Source organism: Embleya sp. NPDC127516, assembly GCF_044765325.1.
In the GTDB taxonomy this organism is placed as follows: Bacteria; Actinomycetota; Actinomycetes; order Streptomycetales; family Streptomycetaceae; genus Embleya.
Genome location: NZ_JBIWJT010000005.1, coordinates 146249 through 165573 on the forward strand (window position 1 = coordinate 146249; position 19325 = coordinate 165573).

Genomic DNA, 19325 nt, shown 5'->3' on the forward strand with positions numbered 1-19325 from the left:
CTACGCGATGCCCGCCGCCTTCATCCCGCGCAGCTCCTTCTTCAGCTCCCCGACCTCGTCGCGCAACCGCGCGGCCAGTTCGAATTGCAGTTCCGAAGCGGCGGCGTGCATCTGCTCGGTCATCACCCGGATCATGTCCGTGAGATCGGCCGCAGGCATATTGTCCGAACCCGCCTTCCTGCCCAGCGACGGCACCGGCGCCTTCGTCCGGCCCTTGTTGCCGGCCAGCAGATCGGCGGTGTCCGCGTCCTCGCGCGAGATCGAGTCCAGGATGTCCACGATCTTCTTGCGCAGCGGCTGCGGATCGATACCACGCTCGGTGTTGTACGCGATCTGCTTCTCGCGCCGCCGGTTGGTCTCGTCGATCGCCTTGGCCATCGACGGCGTGATCTTGTCCGCGTACATGTGCACCTGGCCGGAGACGTTGCGCGCCGCGCGGCCGATGGTCTGGATCAGCGAGGTCCCCGAGCGCAGGAAGCCCTCCTTGTCCGCGTCCAGGATGGACACGAGCGAGACCTCGGGCAGGTCCAGGCCCTCGCGGAGCAGGTTGATGCCGACCAGCACGTCGTACTCGCCCAGCCGCAGCTCGCGCAGCAACTCGACCCGGCGCAGCGTGTCGATGTCGCTGTGCAGGTATCGCACCCGCACACCCTGCTCCAGGAAGTAGTCCGTGAGGTCCTCGGACATCTTCTTGGTGAGCGTGGTGACCAGCACCCGCTCGTCCTTCTCGGCACGGGTGCGGATCTCGTGCAGCAGGTCGTCGATCTGCCCCTCGGTCGGCTTGACCACGACCTCGGGGTCGATCAGGCCGGTCGGGCGGATGATCTGCTCGACCACCGCGTCCGCCTTGGCCAGCTCGTACTTGCCGGGCGTCGCGGACAGGTACACCGTCTGGCCGACCCGCTCCAGGAACTCCTCCCACTTGAGCGGGCGGTTGTCCATCGCGGACGGCAACCGGAAGCCGTGCTCGACCAGGGTGCGCTTGCGCGACGCGTCGCCCTCGTACATCGCGCCGATCTGCGGCACGGTCACGTGCGACTCGTCCAGCACCAGCAGGAAGTCCTCGGGGAAATAGTCCAGCAGCGTGTTCGGCGCGGTGCCCGCCTCGCGGCCGTCCATGTGCCGCGAGTAGTTCTCGATGCCGGAGCAGGTGCCGATCTGGCGGAGCATCTCGATGTCGTACGTGGTGCGCATGCGCAGGCGCTGGGCTTCCAGCACCTTGCCCTGCTTGTCCATCCGGGCGAGCGTCTCCTCCAGCTCCCGCTCGATCCCGGCGACCGCGCGCTCCATCCGCTCCGGACCGGCCACGTAGTGCGTGGCGGGGAACACGTAGAGCTCCTGATCCTCGCTCACCACCTCGCCGGTGAGTGGGTGCAGCGTCATCAGCGACTCGATCTCGTCACCGAACATCTCGATCCGCACGGCCAGCTCTTCGTAGACCGGGAAGATCTCGATCGTGTCGCCGCGCACCCGGAAGGTGCCGCGCGTGAACGCGACGTCGTTGCGGGTGTACTGGTTGCCGACGAAGCGGCGCAGCAGCGCGTCGCGCTCGATCTCCTCGCCGACGCGCAGGCGGACCATCCGGTCGACGTACTCCTGCGGGGTGCCGAGGCCGTAGATGCAGGACACGGAGGCGACCACGACCACGTCACGACGGGTCAGCAGCGAGTTGGTGGTCGAGTGCCGCAGCCGCTCGACCTCCTCGTTGATCGAGGAGTCCTTCTCGATGTAGGTGTCCGTGGTGGGGACGTACGCCTCGGGCTGGTAGTAGTCGTAGTACGAGACGAAGTACTCGACGGCGTTGTTCGGCAGCAGCTCACGGAATTCGTTGGCGAGCTGCGCCGCGAGGGTCTTGTTGGGCGCCATGACGAGCGTCGGCCGCTGGAGCCGCTCGATCATCCACGCGGTCGTCGCCGACTTGCCGGTGCCGGTCGCGCCGAGCAACACCACGTTCTTGTCGCCCGCGCCGATCCGCTGTTCGAGCAGATCGATCGCCTGCGGCTGATCGCCGGACGGCTGGTAGGGACTGACGACCTCGAAGGGCGCCACTTTGCGTTCGAGATCGGTGATGGGTCGCACTCAACATACGTTACGACCTCGGGCCGACAAACGGCGTCCGCGCCGTTTGTCGGCCCGAGGTCGTAACGTGCCGGCGGCCTCCGCGCCGGACACAACCAGTGGAGCGGGCGGGTACACCGATCAAGCCGACCAGGGCGCGACCGCGGCCTCAGTCGCCCGTCAGCCGCTCCCACAGGGCCAGGATCTGCGGCTCCAGCGCCGACAGCGGACCGTCGTTGTCGATCACCACATCGGCCACGGCCAACCGCTGCGCCCGAGAGGCCTGCGCGGCCATCCGGGCCCGAGCGTCCGCCTCCGGCATACCCCGCAGCCGGACCAGCCGGTCGAGCTGGGTCTCGGGCGCCGCGTCCACGACCACGACCAGGTCGTACAGCTTCGCGAGGTCGTTCTCCGCCAGCAGCGGCACATCGTTGACCAGCACCGCGTCCTCGCCGGCCGCGGCCGTCAACTCCGCCGCCCGGGCGCCGACCAGCGGGTGCACGATCGCGTTCAGCGCGGCCAACCGCTCCGGCGATCCGAACACGACCCGGCCCAGGCCCGGTCGATCCAGCGAGCCGTCCGGCAACAGCACCCCCTCGCCGAACTCCGCCACCACCGCCGCCAGCCCCGGCGTCCCCGGCGCCACCACCTCACGCGCGATCCGGTCCGAGTCGATCACCACGGCACCCAACTCCGCCAGCCGCCGCGCCACCTCACTCTTCCCGGCCCCGATCCCCCCGGTAAGCCCGACATTGCCCCTGCTGCCCATGCCGCGCCCCTCGTACGTTCTTCGGGTGGAACCGGAACCGGGCCACGGTAGGCCAGGCGGTTCCAGGGTAGAAGGGCGCCGCTCCCGAGCACACGGGAGCCCGCCCAGGACACACCGGGACGGGCTCGGCCGCGACGACGCGGGGCGGGTCAGATGTTGAGCTTGCGGAAGATCGGGCGGGGGACGTGGCGCAGGGCGGACATCACGAAGCGGAACTGGCCCGGGACCCAGACCACCGAGGACTTGCGGCGCAGGCCCTTGACGATGGCCTCGGCGACGACCTCGGGAGTGGTCGCCAGCGGCGCGTCCGGCAGGCCCTCGGTCATCCGGGTCTTCACGAAGCCGGGCCGCACGACCATCACGTGCACGCCGGTGCCGTGCAGCTTGTCGCCCAGGCCCTGGGCGAACGCGTCCAGGCCGGCCTTGGTCGAGCCGTAGATGAAGTTGGACTTGCGGGCCCGCTCGCCGGCCACCGACGAGATCACCGCGAGTGCGCCGTGGCCCTGCCGGGACAGCGCGTTCGCCGCCGCCAGCCCGGCCGAGACGCCGCCCACGTAGTTGACCTGCGCGACGCGCGCGGCGGCGGCGGGAGACTTCTCGTCCGCCTCCTGGTCGCCCAGCACCCCGAAGGCGAGCAGGACGACGTCGATGTCGCCCGCCGCGAACACCTCGTCGATGGTCTTCTCGTGGTCGTCGGTCTCGGCCGCGTCGAACCCGACCACCTCGACCGAGGCACCGAGGCCGCGCAGTTCCTCGGCGGCGGCGTCCAGCGCGGCGGAGGGGCGGCCGGCGAGCACGACCCGCCGAACCCGCTCGGCGACCATCGCGCGGGCCGTGGTCAGCGCGATCTCGGAGGTACCGCCGAGAACGAGCAGGGACTGCGGTGCGCCCAAGGCGTCTTTCACGGTGCGTCCTTCACAAGAGCGTGGTTCACAAGTAGACGGAAGAGGGGTGGATCAGAGCCCGAGCCGGCGGGCCTGGTCGGAGACGAAGATCCCGTCCGGGTCGACCTTGGCGCGCACCTCGCGGAACCGCTCCAGACGCGGGTACATCCGGGCCAGGTCGGCCGGGTCCATCCGCGAGTCCTTGGCGAGGTAGAACCGGCCCTCGTTGCTCAGCACGATCTCGTCGAGCTGCTTGAGCAGCCGCGCCAGCCCCGGGGTGTTGGTCGGGAAGTCGAGCGTGAGCGTCCATCCCGGCTTGGGGAAGGACAGGAAGCCCTCGTTGCCGGGGCCGAAGCGCTTGAGCACGGTGAGCGAGGAGGGCGCGCCGTGCGCGCTGATCGTCTCGACCGCCTTGACCAGTGCGTCCTCGCGCCCGAACGGCACCACGAACTGGTACTGGAGGAAGCCGGTCCGCCCGTACACCCGGTTCCACTCCTGGACCAGGTCGAGCGGGTGGAAGAACGCGGTGATCGACTGGAGCTGGCCGACCTTGTGCTTGGGCGCCTTGCGGTACCACAGCTCGTTGAACAGACCCATGGTGAGCTTGTTCGGCAGCCGGCCCGGCACCACGTCCGGCACGGTCAGCAACGAGCCGGTCCTGAACCGCAGCGGGTCCCGGCGCTTCTTCGCGGGCAGGTCGTCGAGCGCGGCGAACTCGCCGCACGTGAGCACACAGCGGCCGAGGTTGGGGCCCTTGGCCAGGCAGTCCAGCCACGCGACGGTGTACGTGTACTTCTCGTCCGTCTCGGCCATCAGCGCCATGGCCTCGTCGAGGTTCTTCGTCCGGTCGGTGTCCACCGACGCGAGCGAGGTCTCGATGGGCGTCATCCGGATGGTCGCGGACAGGATCAGGCCGGTCAGGCCCATCCCGCCGGCGGTGGCCCAGAACAGCTCCGGGTCGCCCTGCGGGGTGATGGTGCGCTCGGTGCCGTCGGCCATCAGCATGTCGATGGACAACACGTGGTTGCAGAAGCTGCCGTCCGCGTGGTGGTTCTTGCCGTGCACGTCGGCGCCGATCGCGCCGCCCACGGTGACCTGCCGGGTGCCCGGGGTCACGGGCACGAAGAACCCGAACGGCACGAACAGTTCGATCAGCCGATCCAGGCTCACCCCGGCCTCGCAGGTGACCAGGCCGCGCTCGAGGTCCACCGCGAGGATCCGGTCCAGCCCGGTCATGTCCAGGACGGTGCCGCCACCGTTCTGCGCGGGGTCGCCGTACGAGCGGCCGAGGCCGCGGGCGATCACGCCGCGCGAGGTGCGCTGCCCCAACGCGGTCACCACCTGATCGCGGGTGGTGGGGCGCACGACGTCGGCGAAGGTGGGAGCGGTGCGCCCCCAACCGTGCAGGCCGACCCGCCGAGCGGTTGGTCGTACGTCGGCCGACGGGCCGTCAGACATGGAAAACTCCCAGAACAAAGGTGAGAAGCCAGGCGAAGCCAAGGCCGACGAGGACCTTGTCCTTGAGAAGAACGTCCTCGGGGGACCCGGCGGTTCCGGCGTCCACGTACACCGCGTAGCGCAGGAACGCGAAGCCGAACGGGATCAGCGACAACTGGTGCCAGGCGAGCGTGGAATCGCCCTCGGGAATCTGAAATGCCCACAGGGAGTACGTGAGCAGCGTCACCGACACCGCCATCTGCCACACGAAGCGCAGGTAGGTGATCGAGTAATTGGCCAGCGAGGCGCGCGTCTTGGCCGCCTCCTCGCCCATCAGGACCATCTCCGAGTAGCGCTTGCCGGCCACCATGAACAACGAGCCGAAGCCCGCGGTCAGCAGGAACCAGCGCGACAGCGGCAGTTCGGAGGCGGTACCGCCGGCCATCGCCCGGAACAGGAAGCCGGAGGCGACCATGGCCAGGTCGAGCACCACGACGTGCTTGAAGGAGAAGCAGTACGCGACGTTGAGCACCACGTACAGGCCCAGCACCAGCGCGGTCCCGGGGTTGCACAGCAGCACCCCGAGCACGACCGCGGCGATGCCCAGGAGCGGTCCCAGCACCCACGCGAGCTTGACCGGCACCACGCCGGAGGCGATCGGGCGGTTGCGCTTGGTCGGGTGCTCGCGGTCGGCCTCGACGTCGAACGCGTCGTTGATGTAATAGATCGCCGAGGCGGCCAGGCAGAACAGCGCGAACATGATCGCGCTGTGCCCCAGGACGTAGCCCTCGTCCAGCCGCCCGGCCGCCAGTGGCGCGGCGAACACGAGCACGTTCTTGACCCACTGCTTGGGCCGGGCCAACTTCAGCAGGCCGCCCGCGAGTCCCCCGCGCGGTGGGCGCGCGGGGGCCTGGGCGGGGGCGGCGTCGACCGCGGCCGGAACCAGGGCCTCACTCGACTCGATCGGCGATTCGACTTCGGATGTACTCAAGACCTCAGAACCCCTTCGGACGCTCTGCGCGACGAGCCCAGGCGCGGCCCAAGCCGCCTGCCGCGAGCCCCATGGTCGCGCCCGCGGCCACGTCGGACGGATAGTGAACGCCCACGACGAGCCGCGAGAAACACGTCGCAGCGGCGGCCGTACCCGTGACGGCGGTGGGCAACAGGCCGTGGAACGCCACGGCGGCGGCGGCGGAGGACACCGAGTGCGAGGACGGGAAGCTGTGCCGGCCCGCGGTGCGCACCGTCGGCTCCAGGCCCGGTATGGCCGGCCGGGGGCGGCGCACCACGCGCTTGACCACCATGCTGGCCACGTGCGCGCCGGCGACCGTGGCGGTGGCCCGCAGCCACTCGGGCCGACGGCCCCGGTCCACGGCGGCGCCGACCAGACCGGCGGCGAGCCAGACACCGGCGTGCTCGCCGGCGAAGGACAGCGCCTTGCTCGTGCGCTGGACCACCGGGTGCCCGGTGCGCCCGCGCACCCCGCGGTACAGGGCGACGTCGGACGCGCCCACCGTCTTGACTACCTGCCCGGTGGCGAACGCTCCACCAAAGGCCATCGATATCCTCATTCCTACCGCAAGTCGAATGGGCGCCCTGCCCCGAAGTCCGGGGGCCTACGTGCTTCGGCGATCTTCCCGACCGCCCCACGGGCCACATCCGTACGAGCCCGGCGCATGGCACCAATGAGTCAGGGTACGCGAACCCGGCGCCGGCGCTTCGCCGACCCGTTGCGGCGCCCGTCGGCCGGGCCCACGCTTCCTCGCTCCCGCACCGACGCTGCCAAACATGCGGCGGGCGCACCACGAGGTGGGCCTTTCGTGACGGAACTGTGGCAGACCCGCAGCCTGCGCGACGCCGGAGCGATACGCGCAACGCGCCCCCGGAGAAGTCAATTCAGCGGCGCCGGCGAGAAGGCGCCCGCCACGATCCGCGCCGGCGCGCCGCTTCCGTCGGCCGGCACCGACCACACGTCGCCGGCCGCCGCCGACCCGGTCGGCAGTCCGTAGCCGATGGTGCGTTCGTCCAGCCACACGGCCTGGTCGTCCACGCTGCGGGTCTCCGCGAGCGGCGTCTCGCGCATCGTCGCCAGGTCGAGCACGTGCAGTCGCCACGGGTTGCGCGTGCTCTGCGAGACCTTCTTCTTGAACACCAGGCGGGTGCCGTCCGGCGACAACGACGGGCACTCGACGTTCTCCCGCAGCACCGTCATGGTGCGCGCCCGCAGGTCGCCGCGGACCAGGTAGGTGCGGCCGGAGGTGTTCGTGGACAGCGTGGCGTAGAACGTGTTGTCGTCGGCGGTGAAGGTGACGCCCCAGAAGTTGCGGTCCGGCGACGTGAGTTCCTTGCCGTCCCGGGTGGTGGTGAAGTCCTCCAGATTGGCGGCGAGTTCACCCGTGTGAGTGTCCAGGACCGAGGTGCGGGTGGAGAAGGTCATCGACGCGTACGAGTCGCCGTACACGAACACCGTCCACGAGGCCATCCGGCCCGATGCCGACACCCGCGCCCGGTTGGGCGTGCCCGCGAGCTCGACCCGGCGCACCTGGCGCAGGTTCGCGTCCAGCACCAGGGCCACATTGGTCCTGGTGATCCCGCCCTCGACGGCCAGGCACACCGCGGTGCCGCCGGCCGCGTAGACCCGGTCGCACGAGCGCTCGCCCACCGTGCGCGGCCCGCCGGGATCGGCCGCCGCGACGGTGGCCAGGTGCCCGTACCCCGGACCCGACTCGGTGCTGCGGAACAGCAACCTCGGCGCGCCGGCCAGGGTCAACGGCGGCCCGCCCGGCGCGGTACCGGAGCCGCCGTGCAACTTTTCGTCCTCGCGCCGGACCGCGTAGAGCGTGTAGACGACCGCGATCCCCGCGAGCAGGACCAGGACCAACCCGAAGATCACCACGCGCGCCTTGGTGACGGCCGGTTTCACCGGTGCGTCAACGGACATCGGACACCTCCCGTGCCCGTCCCGCGCGCCCGGCCCGGCGCACCCGACCACCCGCGAGGGCCAGGGCCGAGCCGAACAGCGCCACCGCGAGCGCGAGCGCGAGGACGCGGATCGCGGCGGCCGGCCCCCACGCCGTCCACAGCGCGCCGAAGATCATCGACGAGGCGAAGCGGCCCATCGCCTGCCCCGTCTGCACCACGGCCAGCCCGCCCGCGCGACCCGTCGCGGGCAACCGCGCGCCCACCGCCGCCGAGAGCACGCCGTCGGTCGCCGCGTAGAACACCCCGTGCAGGGCGAGCACCGCGATCAGCAGCCCGACCCCGCCGAGCGGGCCGCCGAGCAGCAGGTAGGCCGCCAACAGCACGCCGTGCCCGGCCAGGAACACCCGCCGCCGACCCACCCGGTCGGCGAGCCGGCCCAGCGGCAGCGCGAGCACCAGATAGACCCCGGCGGTGCCCAGCGGGAGCAGCGGGAACCAGTGCGGCTCGATCTCCAACCGGTGCTGGAGCAGCAGATAGACGAACGCGTCGCTGACCGTGACCAGGCCCAGCGCCGCCGCGACCACGCACAGCCGGCGATAGGGCCGATCCCGCAACAGCCGTATCCCGTCCCGCCAACCGGGCTTGTGCTCGATCGGATCGCGATGGTCGCGGACGAACAGCACCAGCATCGCGACGCCGACCAGGCCCACGCAGAAGCTCACCACGAACACCGCGTCGTAGGCCGTGCCCACCGCGGCCAGGATGGCGAACGCCACCAGCGGGCCGGTGAACGCCCCGGCGGTGTCCAGCGCGCGATGCACGCCGAACGCGCGGCCCTGCGCCTGCGGGCTGCTGGAGAGCGAGATGAGCGCGTCCCGGGGCGCGGTGCGCAGCCCCTTGCCCGCGCGATCGGCGGCCAGCACCGCGCCGATGCCCGGCACCGAGGCGCCGGCCAGCGGCAGACCGAGCTTGGCCACCGCCGACATCCCGTAGCCGACCACGGCCACGTGCTTGCGCGCGGCGAAGCGGTCGGCGAGATGGCCGCCGACCAGCCGCAGAAAGACCGTGACGCCGGAGTACAGGCCGTCCAGGAAGCCGAACTGAAGCATCGTCAGGCCCAGCCCGGTGACCAGGTAGACCGGCATCACCGCGGTGACCATCTCCGAGGAGACGTCGGTGACCAGGCTGACCATGCCGAGCGCGATCACATTGCCGGTGACCACCACGCCGGCCGCGGACCCGACCCGCCCGCTCCCCGGCTCGGTCGCCGCCTCGGTCGCCGCCTCCGGACGTCCGGACGAGACGTACACCCCCGCACCCTCCCCCGGCTGCCGTGTGACCGTCCCCGACCCTAGTCCCGTTCGCGCGCTCCCACCGGAAAAGCCGAAAGGCCCCACCTCCCCGAAGGGAGATGGGGCCTTCGCATCCGGCGGTATCGCTACCGGCGGATCAGTCGAACACTTCGGCTCGAACCCTTCGGTTCGAACACCGCGTCCGGCACGAGCGGACCGAGGTCAGCTCTGGCCGCCCGCCAGCTTCTCGCGAAGCGCGGCGAGGGCCTCGTCGGACGCCAGGGCGCCGCCGGTGGTGTCGGCCTCGACCTCGTCGTCACCGCCCGAGGAGTACGCGCCCGCGGCTTCGCCGGCCACGGCCTCGGCCTCGGCCTCGCGGGCCTTGACGACCTGCTGCTGGTGCGACTCGAAGCGCGCCTGGGCGTCGGCGTACTGCTTCTCCCACTCCTCGCGCTGCTTGTCGAAGCCCTCGAGCCAGTCGTTGGTCTCCGGGTCGAAGCCGTCCGGGTAGATGTAGTTGCCCGCGTCGTCGTAGGTCGCGGCCATGCCGTAGAGGGTCGGGTCGAACTCGGCCGTGGCCGGGTCCGCGCCGAACGCCTCGTTGGCCTGCTTCAGCGAGAGGCTGATGCGGCGACGCTCGAGGTCGATGTCGATGACCTTGACGAAGATCTCGTCGCCGACCTGGACGACCTGCTCCGGGATCTCCACGTGGCGCTCGGCCAGCTCGGAGATGTGGACCAGACCCTCGATCCCCTCGTCCACGCGGACGAACGCACCGAACGGAACGAGCTTGGTGACCTTGCCGGGAACGACCTGGCCGATCTGGTGCGTCCGGGCGAACTGCTGCCACGGGTCTTCCTGGGTCGCCTTCAGCGACAGGGAGACGCGCTCGCGGTCCATGTCCACGTCGAGCACCTCGACGGTGACTTCCTGGCCGACCTCGACAACCTCGGACGGGTGGTCGATGTGCTTCCAGGACAGCTCGGAGACGTGCACGAGACCGTCGACGCCGCCGAGGTCCACGAACGCACCGAAGTTGACGATCGAGGACACGACGCCCGTGCGGACCTGACCCTTCTGCAGGGTCGTGAGGAAGGTCTGGCGCACCTCGGACTGGGTCTGCTCGAGCCAGGCACGGCGGGACAGGACCACGTTGTTGCGGTTCTTGTCCAGCTCGATGATCTTGGCTTCGAGCTCCTTGCCCACGTACGGCTGGAGGTCACGCACACGACGCATCTCGACCAGCGAGGCCGGGAGGAAGCCGCGGAGGCCGATGTCCAGGATGAGACCACCCTTGACGACCTCGATGACGGTACCGGTGACGATGCCGTCTTCTTCCTTGATCTTCTCGATGGTGCCCCAAGCGCGCTCGTACTGAGCCCGCTTCTTCGAGAGGATCAGGCGGCCTTCCTTGTCCTCCTTCTGGAGAACCAAGGCCTCGATGTGGTCACCGACAGTGACGACCTCGTGGGGGTCCACGTCGTGCTTGATGGAAAGCTCGCGGGACGGGATGACGCCTTCGGTCTTGTAACCGATGTCGAGCAGGACCTCGTCCCGGTCGACCTTGACGATCACGCCATCCACGATGTCGCCGTCGTTGAAGTACTTGATCGTCTCATCGATCGCTGCGAGGAAGTCTTCCTCGGAGCCGATGTCGTTGACCGCCACCTGCGGGGTGGTGCTGGGCGTGGCCTCGGTGCTGCTCGTCATGTGGGTAAGGGCTCCGGGTACGGACAGAAGTCGTTTTCAAACACGCTTGTGGACCCGGTTTCGCCCCCGACGCCCGCGACCATGCAAGAGGATGGCGTGGGATCGACAAAGGTGAGCGCGACCTGCTCCGTCTGAGTTCACGCAGGCCCGCGGCGCAACTTGCAGCATACGGGGCCGACCGGGTGCGGTCAACGCGCACGGGATGCATGGGGTCAACCGGGACGTCCCGGAGGGAGTACCCTACGCGCGTCCGTGCCCGCCCGCAGTCCCTGGAGCATCGTGAACCGCCCCCTCTCCCCCGACCCGCACGCGATGGCGGCCCGGTTCGTCGACCCCGACGACCTCGACGACGCCGACGACGACGCGGCGCGGCGCAAGGTCGGCCTGGTGGAGAGCGTGCGCGCGGGCCGGCAGTGGTGGGACGCCAACGCGGACGAGTATCAGGTCGAGCACGGCGACTTCCTCGGCGACGCGCGTTTCACGTGGTGCCCGGAGGGGCTGGACGAGGACCGGGCGGGGCTGTTGGGGCCGGTCGAAGGACGCAGCGTGCTGGAGGTGGGCGCGGGCGCGGCGCAGTGTTCGCGCCGGCTGCTCGCGCGTGGCGCCTTCCCGATCGCGCTGGACCTGTCGCTGCGCCAGCTCCAGCACTCGCGCCGGCTCGACGTCGAGCACGGCACCCGGGTACCGGTGGTACAGGCCGACGCGGCGCGTCTGCCGTTCGCGAACGAGAGCTTCGACCTGGCGTTCTCCGCGTACGGCGCGCTGCCGTTCAGTCCGGACGGCGCGGGGATCATGCGCGAGGTGTACCGGGTGTTGCGGCCGGGCGGGCGGTGGGTCTTCTCGATCACCCACCCGGTGCGTTGGGCGTTCCCGGACGAGCCGGGGCCCGAGGGGCTGACCGCGGTGACGTCGTATTTCGACACGACGCCGTACGTCGAGCAGGACCACACCGGGCGGGCGACCTACGTCGAGCAACACCGCACGCTCGGTGACCGGGTGCGCGAGGTGGTCGGCGCGGGGTTCCGGCTGACGGACATCGTGGAGCCGGAGTGGCCGGAGGGCCTGGACTCGGTGTGGGGCGGGTGGAGCCCGCTGCGGGGTCGGCTGTTGCCGGGGACGGCGATCTTTGTGTGCGGGAAGGGGTGAGGGGGCCGGCGCGGGGCCCGGAGCTGCGGGGGGCACGGGGCCGGAGCGGCGCGGGGCACGGAGCTGCCCGGGGCCCGGAGCGGGTCGGGGCCCGGAGCGGGTCGGGGCCCGGAGCGGGTCGGGGCCCGGAGCGGGTCGGGGCACGAAGCGGGTCGGGGCACGGGTCGTGAGCAGGGCCGGACGGGCGGGCGGAGTCGCGGCGGGGGCGTTGCTGCTTGTTGGGCGACTTCGTCGCCGGCTCGCGAGGCGCCGTCTTTTTTCTCTCCCCCGCTTCGCTCCTCCGAGAAAAAAGACGGCGCCTCGCTCGTGACTTCGTGTCCCTCCGCTTCGCTCCGGGGCACGAAGTCAAAGTTCTGCGGCTCCGCCGCTCTCCGCGCTTCGCGCGTCGATCAGTGGGGGTGGGCTGGGTCGGGGGCGCTGACGCGCGTGGGGGTGTCCGGGGTGTCGGCGGTTTTCGGGGTGGTGGTGGGCTGTGGGGTCGGGCGGGATTTGCGGTCGGCGATGAATTGCAGGGCCACCGCGATGAGGAAGAGGACTACGCCGGTCACCAGGAGGGCCAAGGGGACGGTGTCGTGGACGGCGCGGAGCTTTTTGCTCTGGTCCTTGGCGTCGGCGATCAGCTTTTGGGACCACTCGGGGCGGGGCTTGAAGGTGCCTTCGAAGACCTTGGTGACCACGGGCCGGGCGTTGGGGTCGTCGGCGGGCGGGGAGGTGCGCAGCTCCTCGGTACGGGTCTCCTCCAGGTAGACCGGGATGCCGGTGACCGGCTCGACCCACATCCGGCGGGTCGCGGTGTACCAGAGCTGCATGCCCTGCTTCTCGACCGCGATCGGGTCCAGGCCGCCGGGGAGCTGCTTGGGCATCGGGACCTTCATCCACGGCACCTCCTGCTCGAAGCGGTAGGTCTGAAGCCCGTCCCGCTTCGCGGTGCCCTTGTACGCGATCACATTCGCGCTGTGCGCCTGCGAGTCGTAGTAGTTGTAGTCGCGCTTGCCGGTGAAGAACGGCCACTTGTACGCGAGCCCGGTGTGCGCGGCGGGCGCGCCGTCGATCGACTCGCCGCAGCAGTTCCGGGGGATCTGGCCCGCCGCCTCGAACGCGTAGCGCTCGGGAAGTTGGGTGACGACCTTGCCGGTGCTGTCCAGGACGGCCAGGTTCAGGTCCCACACGACGGTGCCGTCCTTCGAAGCCTTGGCGTCCGGGCGGATCGTCTGGATCGCGGTGATCCTGGCCTTGCCCGGCCCCTCGGGGGCACCCAGGAGCGTGGCGTCGGTCGCGTCCAGGACCACCACCCGGTAGGCGTCCTCGCCGGACAGCGCCCGGGCCACCATCTTCGGGAAGACGAACTCGCGCAGCAGCGGCGCCAGCGCCACGCAGAACACTGCCGCGACCAGCAGGATCAGACTGGACTTACGACGCATCGAGGTGGACCCCTTGCCGATGGAACCGGTACGGATTCGGGCCGCCGCTAGCCCGGCCCTACGCCTCAGGGGCGTGCGGGCGGGCTGGTGACCTGGAGCGGCTCGTGTACCGGCGCGGGATCGGCGGCGACGCACGCGTTCAGCGCGAACGCGGCCCCCACGGCCAGGAGCGCCCCGACCACGATCGCTGCGAAGGAACGCATCCGGCGGTCCACCCTTCCTGCTGCCTCGGCCGCCGTCCCGGCGGCCGACGATGGGGCACGGTAGCAAGAAACAAGAACAGGTTCCCGTTTTTTGCGGATCGGATTCCGGCCGACTACGGCGTGGCCGCGGCTCCCGAGGCCGACGTCGAGGCCGAGGCGTTCGCCGGGTCGCCGGTGCCGGTGGACGTGCTCGACGGCGACCCCGAACGCGAACCCGAGGCCGTGGCCGGCTTGCTCGTGGCGGGCTTGCCCGTGGCCGGCTTGTCGGTGGTCTGCTTCGGCGGCGGGGTCGACTTGGCGGGGGGCTGCCGGGCGTCCGGAACGGACCGGGCCCCGGTCGCGTAGTACGTCATCCACGACATCACGTTGCGGACGTACTCGTCCGAATGGTTGTAGGACAGGATCGCCGCGTTCAGACCCGCCCCGGTGGACAGGTCCCGGTTGCCCGCGCACAGGTAGCGGCCCGCGGTCAGCGTCGCGTCGAAGATGTTCTGCGGGTTGATCTGGCCGTCCCGGTTGCCGTCCATCCCCCAGCCCTTCCAGGTGGAGGGGATGAACTGCATCGGGCCCACCGCGCGGTCGAACTCGGTGTCGAAGTCGTAGCGGCCGCCGTCGGTGTCGGTGATCCGGGCCCACGGACCGCCGTCCAGGCGCGGGCCCAGGATCGGGGTGACCGCCGTACCGTCCACGGTCACGTTGCCGCCGTACGCGTGCTCCGACTCGACCCGGCCGATGCCCGCGAGCAGCGTCCACGGCAGCTTGCACCCCGGATCCATCCGGGCCAGGTTGGACGCGGCCTGCTGATAGGCCAGCAACACCGTCTGTGGGATGCCGCCGGTGCCGGTCGCGGTGGTCCCGCGGGTGCCGGCCGCGGCGGTCGGCGTCCCCGGCGCGGCGGTGGTGGGCGGCGCGGACGTGGTGGGCGCGCCCGGCAGCGCCGCCGGCAGCACCGGCGGCGGCGCTTCGAAGTGGGTCGGGCCGCCGCCGTTGGCCGAAGTGCCGTTCTCCGGCGCCGGATCGGACAACCTCGGCAGATCCGAGGTGGGCACCCGGTGCGCGGTGACCATGGTGAACGGGGACTGCACCGCCGCGCCGCACGCCAGCACCACCAGGATCGCCGCCGCGCTGCCCACCCACGGGTTCAGGATGCGTCTGCGCTTGGCGGGAGCGTCCGGCTCGCCCGATACCGGCGGCGCCACGGGACCCGGCTCCGACGCGGGAGCGGTGGCGGATATGCGCTCCGCCACCACCTCCACCGCGTCCACATCCGGCGTACCCGGCTTCTGCGGATCGGGCCCCGACTCGGCCTCTTCCACGAAGCTCCCCCCTCTGTGCGCAAGTTCGACTTCACACCGGTCGTCCTCGACCACCGGTGACCCGTGCGAACCTATGCCGGCCACGGCCGGCTCTCCACCCCCACGGCGCACTCATTCACGATCAGTGACCCGCGTCCTCCCAGTTCGCCCCGAAACCGACCGACACGTCCAGCGGGGCGCGCAGCGGATACGCGCCGGCCATCTCCCGACGCACCAGCACCTCCAGCCGCTCCCGCTCGCCCGGCGCCACCTCCAGGACCAGTTCGTCGTGAACCTGGAGCAGTATCCGCGAGGCCAGCTTCTCCTCCCGCATCGCCCGATCCACCGCCAACATCGCGACCTTGACGATGTCCGCCGCCGAACCCTGGATCGGCGCGTTCAACGCCATCCGCTCGGCCATCTCCCGACGCTGGCGGTTGTCGCTGGTCAGGTCCGGCAGATAGCGCCGCCGACCGAACACCGTCTCGGTGTACCCGGTCTGCCGGGCCTCCTCGACCACCTTGTGCAGATAGTCGCGCACCCCGCCGAACCGCTCGAAGTACGTCTCCATCAGCCCGCGCGCCTCACCCGGCTCGATGTCCAACTGCTGCGAGAGACCGAACGCGGAGAGCCCGTACGCCAATCCGTACGACATCGCCTTGATCTTGCTGCGCAGCGCGTGATCCACCGCCTCCGGAGCCACCGAGAAGACCTGCGCGGCCATCGTCGAATGCAGGTCCTCCCCCGTCGTGAACGCCTCGATCAACGCCACGTCCTGGGACAGGTGGGCCATGATCCGCAACTCGATCTGGCTGTAGTCCGCCGTCAACAAGCCCTCGAAACCCTCGCCGACCACGAACGAGCGCCGGATCAGCCGCCCCTCCTCGGTCCGGATCGGGATGTTCTGCAGGTTCGGATCCTGCGAGGACAACCGGCCCGTGGCCGCCACCGTCTGATTGAACGTGGTGTGGATGCGCCCGTCGTCGGCGACCGTCTTGACCAGACCCTCGACCGTGGTGCGCAGCCGGGTCTGATCGCGGTGGCGCAACAGGATCACCGGCAACTCGTTGTCGGTCTGCCCCGCCAGCCAGGTCAACGCGTCCGCGTCGGTGGTGAAACCGGTCTTGATCTTCTTGGTCTTGGGCAGGCCCAGCTCGTTGAACAGGATCTCCTGCAACTGCTTGGGCGAACCCAGGTTGAACTCGTGCCCCACCGCCGCGTGCGCCTCGTCCGTGGCCTGCTTCACCGCCGCCGCGAACTGCTCCCGGAGCGACTCCAGATACGGCAGATCCGCCGCGATACCCAACTGCTCCATCCGCGCCAGCACCGGCAGCAGCGGCAACTCCATGTCCTGGAGCAGCTCCAGACCGCCCTTGGCGGCCAACTCCACATCCAGCGCCGCCGCCAGGTCCACCACCGCGCGGGCCGCCAACATCAGCGCCGCACCCGGCTCCGCCTCGTCCTGATCGGACATGTCCAACGCGAGCTGCCCATCGCCCGCGCCGCTCTGGTCCACCTTCAGCTCACGACCCAAAAAGCGCTCGACCAGCGTCTCCAACGCGAACGAGCGCTGCCCGGGCAACACCAGATACGCGCCCAGCGCGGTATCGCTGGTGACCCCCCACAACGCCCAGCCGCGCGCGGCCAACGCCAGGATCGGGCCCTTCGCGTCGTGCACCGCCTTGGTCCGCTGCGGATCCGCCAACCAGGCCGCCAGCGCCGCGTCGTCGTTCTCGTCCATGCCCAACGGGTCCACGAACGCCGCCGCGCCGTCCGCCGCGGCGAACGCCAGCCCCTTGACCTCGCCGGTCCCGCGCCCCCAAGCGCCGTCCACCGCGAGCCCGGTGCGCTCGGTGCCCGCCGCGTGCTCCTCCAGCCACGCGGTCAGCCCGCCCGGCTCCACCACCGTGGTGTCCAGCTCGAAACCCGGCTCGGCCTCGATCACCTCCGGCACCAGCCCCGGATCCACCGCCCACAACCGGTCCCGGAAGTTGGTGTTGCGGAACTCCAGCGTGTCCAGCACCACCTCGATCGCCGCCCGGTCGAACGGCTTGCGCTCCAGATCGGCCGGCGACACCTCCAGCTCGACCTCGCGCACCAGCTCGGTCAACCGCCGGTTGAGCTTGACGTTGTCCAGGTGATCGCGCAGATTCTGCCCCGCCTTGCCCTTGACCTCGTCCGCGCGCTCCATCAGCTCGGCGAACGAACCGAACTCGCGAATCCACTTCGCGGCCGTCTTCTCGCCCACCCCCGGAATGCCCGGCAGATTGTCGCTCGGGTCGCCGCGCAGCGCCGCGAAGTCGGGATACTGCGCCGGCGTCAGCCCGTACTTCTCCTCCACCGCCTCCGGAGTGAACCGGTGCAGCTTGCTCACGCCCATCATCGGATACAGCACCGTGACGTCCGAGGTGACCAACTGCAACGCGTCCCGGTCGCCGGTGAGGATCAACACCTCGAAGCCCTCGGACGCGGCCCGGGTGGCCAGCGTGGCGATCACGTCGTCCGCCTCGTAGCCCGCCACCCGCATGGTCGGCACGCCCATCGCGGTCAGTTCCTCGACGATCAGCTCGACCTGGCCCTTGAACTCCTCCGGAGTCTCCGACCGGTTCGCCTTGTAATCCGGGAACTCCTCGGTGCGAAACGACTGCCGGGACACGTCGAACGCCACACCCAGATGGGTCGGCGCCTCGTCCCGCAACACGTTCACCAACATCGACGTGAACCCGTAGACCGCCTGGGTCGGTTGGCCCGTCGCGGTACTCATCGACGCTTCCTTGAGCGCGTAGAACGCCCGATACGCCAACGAGTGCCCGTCGAGGAGCAGAAGTCGCGGCCGGGAACCGGCGGGAACGGAGGTCTGGGGGGTCTGAGTCGCTGCCACGACCGCGATCCTAGGCTGTCAGGCCGACACAACCACGTATCCGGAGGACCGGCCCATGCCCGACGAGACCACCGCGCCCAACCTAGACGAGGTCCTGGCATTCATGAACATCGGCAACCAGGAGACCCTGTCCGACCGGATGGGGATCACCTTCGTGGAGGCCACCGCCCAACGCGTCGTGGCCACCATGCCGGTCAAGGGCAACACCCAGCCGTACGGACTCCTGCACGGCGGCGCCTCCTGCGTCCTCGCCGAAACCCTCGGCTCCGTCGGCTCCGCACTGCACGCCGGCCCCGACGCGATCACCCTGGGCATCGAGATCAACGCCACCCACCACCGCTCCGCCAAAACGGGCCTGGTCACCGGCGTGGCCACCCCGGTACACCTGGGCCGCACCCTGGCCACCTACGAGATCGTCATCACCGACGAGGACGACAAGCGGGTCTGCACCGCGCGCCTGAGCTGCATGATCAAACGCGGCTGACCAAACGCGGCCGACCGAGCCGCGCCGGCGAACGGCGCCGCGCGGTGAAGGGGCCGACCCCCTCCACCACGCGGCCACCGCGGCGCTACGCGCCCTCGCCCAGATACGCCTCGCGTACCTTCGGGTCCGACAACAGCTGCTCGGCCGGACCGGACAAAACCACCGAACCGGTCTCCAGGGCATAGCCCCGGTGCGCCAGCCGCAGCGCCTGCGCCGCGTTCTGCTCGACCAGCAACACCGTGGTGCCCTGCTCGTTGATCTCCCGGATGATCTCGAAGATCTGCGCCACGATCAGCGGCGCCAGACCCATCGACGGCTCGTCCAGGAGCAGCAGCTTCGGCTGCCCCATCAACGCCCGCCCGATCGCCAGCATCTGCTGCTCGCCACCGGACAACGTGCCCGCGAGCTGCGACCGCCGCTCGGCCAGCCGCGGGAACAACTCGAACACCCGGTCCAACTCGGCCCTGGGCACCGACTTGAACCGGTACGCGCCCATGTTCAGGTTCTCCGTGACGGTCATCGCCGGGAACACCCGGCGACCCTCCGGAGAATGCCCGATCCCCAACCCCACCACGTGATGCGCCGGCACCCCGTCGATCCGCTCGCCGCGCCAGCGCACCTCGCCCTCACGCGGCGTCAACAGACCCGAGATGGTGCGCAGCGTCGTGGTCTTGCCCGCGCCGTTGGCGCCGAGCAGCGCCACGATCTCGCCCTCGTTCACCTCGATGTGCACGCCCTTGAGCGCCTGGATGGCGCCGTAGAACACGTGCAGGTCATCAAGCTCCAGCATCTTCTTACGGGGTGTCGTCGCGGTGCTCGCGGC

The 19325-nt window shown here is 70.3% G+C and carries 16 protein-coding genes; 2 read left to right on the forward strand and 14 right to left on the reverse strand.

Annotated features, from left to right (window positions below):
• From uvrB to rpsA, 9 genes are all read right to left on the reverse strand, one after another.
• A complete protein-coding gene (uvrB, locus tag ACIRL2_RS11320) occupies positions 1–2079 on the reverse strand; it encodes an excinuclease ABC subunit UvrB (protein WP_395862555.1) in 2079 nt (692 codons plus the stop codon).
• A 148-nt stretch (positions 2080–2227) separates the two neighbouring features.
• Complete coding sequence (coaE, locus tag ACIRL2_RS11325) at positions 2228–2827, reverse strand: dephospho-CoA kinase (protein ID WP_395862554.1); 600 nt, start codon at positions 2825–2827, stop codon at positions 2228–2230.
• Between the two features lie 149 nt (positions 2828–2976).
• Positions 2977–3732 carry a decaprenylphospho-beta-D-erythro-pentofuranosid-2-ulose 2-reductase gene (locus ACIRL2_RS11330; protein ID WP_402231693.1) on the reverse strand — a complete coding sequence of 252 codons (756 nt, stop codon included), beginning with the start codon at positions 3730–3732 and terminating at the stop codon, positions 2977–2979.
• Between the two features lie 51 nt (positions 3733–3783).
• On the reverse strand, positions 3784–5169 hold the full coding sequence (locus ACIRL2_RS11335) for an FAD-binding protein (RefSeq protein WP_395862550.1): 1386 nt from the start codon (positions 5167–5169) through the stop codon (positions 3784–3786).
• Positions 5162–6139 carry a decaprenyl-phosphate phosphoribosyltransferase gene (locus ACIRL2_RS11340; protein ID WP_395862548.1) on the reverse strand — a complete coding sequence of 326 codons (978 nt, stop codon included), beginning with the start codon at positions 6137–6139 and terminating at the stop codon, positions 5162–5164. The genes ACIRL2_RS11335 and ACIRL2_RS11340 overlap by 8 nt, the downstream gene beginning before the upstream one ends.
• A 4-nt stretch (positions 6140–6143) precedes the next feature.
• Positions 6144–6707, reverse strand: coding sequence for a phosphatase PAP2 family protein (locus ACIRL2_RS11345; RefSeq protein WP_395862547.1), 564 nt, complete (start codon positions 6705–6707; stop codon positions 6144–6146).
• Between the two features lie 332 nt (positions 6708–7039).
• On the reverse strand, positions 7040–8089 hold the full coding sequence (locus tag ACIRL2_RS11350) for a hypothetical protein (RefSeq protein WP_402231695.1): 1050 nt from the start codon (positions 8087–8089) through the stop codon (positions 7040–7042).
• Positions 8079–9380: an MFS transporter gene (locus tag ACIRL2_RS11355; RefSeq protein WP_402231697.1), complete on the reverse strand. Its 1302-nt coding sequence runs from the start codon at positions 9378–9380 to the stop codon at positions 8079–8081. Before ACIRL2_RS11355 ends, ACIRL2_RS11350 begins: the two co-directional genes overlap by 11 nt.
• A 204-nt stretch (positions 9381–9584) precedes the next feature.
• On the reverse strand, positions 9585–11072 hold the full coding sequence (gene rpsA, locus ACIRL2_RS11360; RefSeq protein WP_078977653.1) for a 30S ribosomal protein S1: 1488 nt from the start codon (positions 11070–11072) through the stop codon (positions 9585–9587).
• 312 nt (positions 11073–11384) lie between these two features.
• Here rpsA and ACIRL2_RS11365 point away from each other — a divergent pair, with 312 nt between their 5' ends.
• The gene (locus tag ACIRL2_RS11365) at positions 11385–12218 is read left to right on the forward strand and encodes a class I SAM-dependent methyltransferase (RefSeq protein ID WP_402231987.1); all 834 of its coding nucleotides are present in this window, start codon (positions 11385–11387) and stop codon (positions 12216–12218) included.
• A gap of 389 nt (positions 12219–12607) precedes the next feature.
• Here the strand turns inward: ACIRL2_RS11365 and ACIRL2_RS11370 are convergent, their stop codons facing one another.
• The 4 genes from ACIRL2_RS11370 to polA all read right to left on the reverse strand — a co-directional run bounded on the left by ACIRL2_RS11370 (position 12608) and on the right by polA (position 18018).
• Positions 12608–13639, reverse strand: coding sequence for a DUF3068 domain-containing protein (locus ACIRL2_RS11370; RefSeq protein WP_402231699.1), 1032 nt, complete (start codon positions 13637–13639; stop codon positions 12608–12610).
• A gap of 65 nt (positions 13640–13704) precedes the next feature.
• Entirely contained in the window at positions 13705–13842 is a 138-nt protein-coding gene (locus tag ACIRL2_RS11375; RefSeq protein WP_395862540.1) for a hypothetical protein, read from the reverse strand.
• A 113-nt stretch (positions 13843–13955) separates the two neighbouring features.
• Complete coding sequence (locus tag ACIRL2_RS11380; RefSeq protein ID WP_395862538.1) at positions 13956–15158, reverse strand: lytic transglycosylase domain-containing protein; 1203 nt, start codon at positions 15156–15158, stop codon at positions 13956–13958.
• Positions 15159–15279: 121 nt separating this feature from the next.
• On the reverse strand, positions 15280–18018 hold the full coding sequence (gene polA / locus ACIRL2_RS11385) for a DNA polymerase I (RefSeq protein WP_402231702.1): 2739 nt from the start codon (positions 18016–18018) through the stop codon (positions 15280–15282).
• 55 nt (positions 18019–18073) lie between these two features.
• Here polA and ACIRL2_RS11390 point away from each other — a divergent pair, with 55 nt between their 5' ends.
• Positions 18074–18502: a hotdog fold thioesterase gene (locus ACIRL2_RS11390; RefSeq protein WP_395862535.1), complete on the forward strand. Its 429-nt coding sequence runs from the start codon at positions 18074–18076 to the stop codon at positions 18500–18502.
• A gap of 85 nt (positions 18503–18587) precedes the next feature.
• Here the strand turns inward: ACIRL2_RS11390 and ACIRL2_RS11395 are convergent, their stop codons facing one another.
• Positions 18588–19292, reverse strand: coding sequence for an ABC transporter ATP-binding protein (locus ACIRL2_RS11395; RefSeq protein WP_395862796.1), 705 nt, complete (start codon positions 19290–19292; stop codon positions 18588–18590).
• Positions 19293–19325 lie beyond the last annotated feature (33 nt).

Excerpts from the sequence above, each read along its gene's own strand:
- ACIRL2_RS11395 (WP_395862796.1), bottom strand. The coding sequence starts at position 19,292 with ATGCTGGAGCTTGATGACCTGCACGTGTTCTACGGCGCCATCCAGGCG.
- ACIRL2_RS11335 (WP_395862550.1), bottom strand. The coding sequence starts at position 5,169 with ATGTCTGACGGCCCGTCGGCCGACGTACGACCAACCGCTCGGCGGGTC.
- ACIRL2_RS11370 (WP_402231699.1), bottom strand. The coding sequence starts at position 13,639 with ATGCGTCGTAAGTCCAGTCTGATCCTGCTGGTCGCGGCAGTGTTCTGC.
- ACIRL2_RS11390 (WP_395862535.1), top strand. The coding sequence starts at position 18,074 with ATGCCCGACGAGACCACCGCGCCCAACCTAGACGAGGTCCTGGCATTC.
- coaE (WP_395862554.1), bottom strand. The coding sequence starts at position 2,827 with ATGGGCAGCAGGGGCAATGTCGGGCTTACCGGGGGGATCGGGGCCGGG.
- ACIRL2_RS11375 (WP_395862540.1), bottom strand. The coding sequence starts at position 13,842 with ATGCGTTCCTTCGCAGCGATCGTGGTCGGGGCGCTCCTGGCCGTGGGG.
- rpsA (WP_078977653.1), bottom strand. The coding sequence starts at position 11,072 with ATGACGAGCAGCACCGAGGCCACGCCCAGCACCACCCCGCAGGTGGCG.
- ACIRL2_RS11350 (WP_402231695.1), bottom strand. The coding sequence starts at position 8,089 with ATGTCCGTTGACGCACCGGTGAAACCGGCCGTCACCAAGGCGCGCGTG.
- ACIRL2_RS11365 (WP_402231987.1), top strand. The coding sequence starts at position 11,385 with ATGGCGGCCCGGTTCGTCGACCCCGACGACCTCGACGACGCCGACGAC.
- ACIRL2_RS11345 (WP_395862547.1), bottom strand. The coding sequence starts at position 6,707 with ATGGCCTTTGGTGGAGCGTTCGCCACCGGGCAGGTAGTCAAGACGGTG.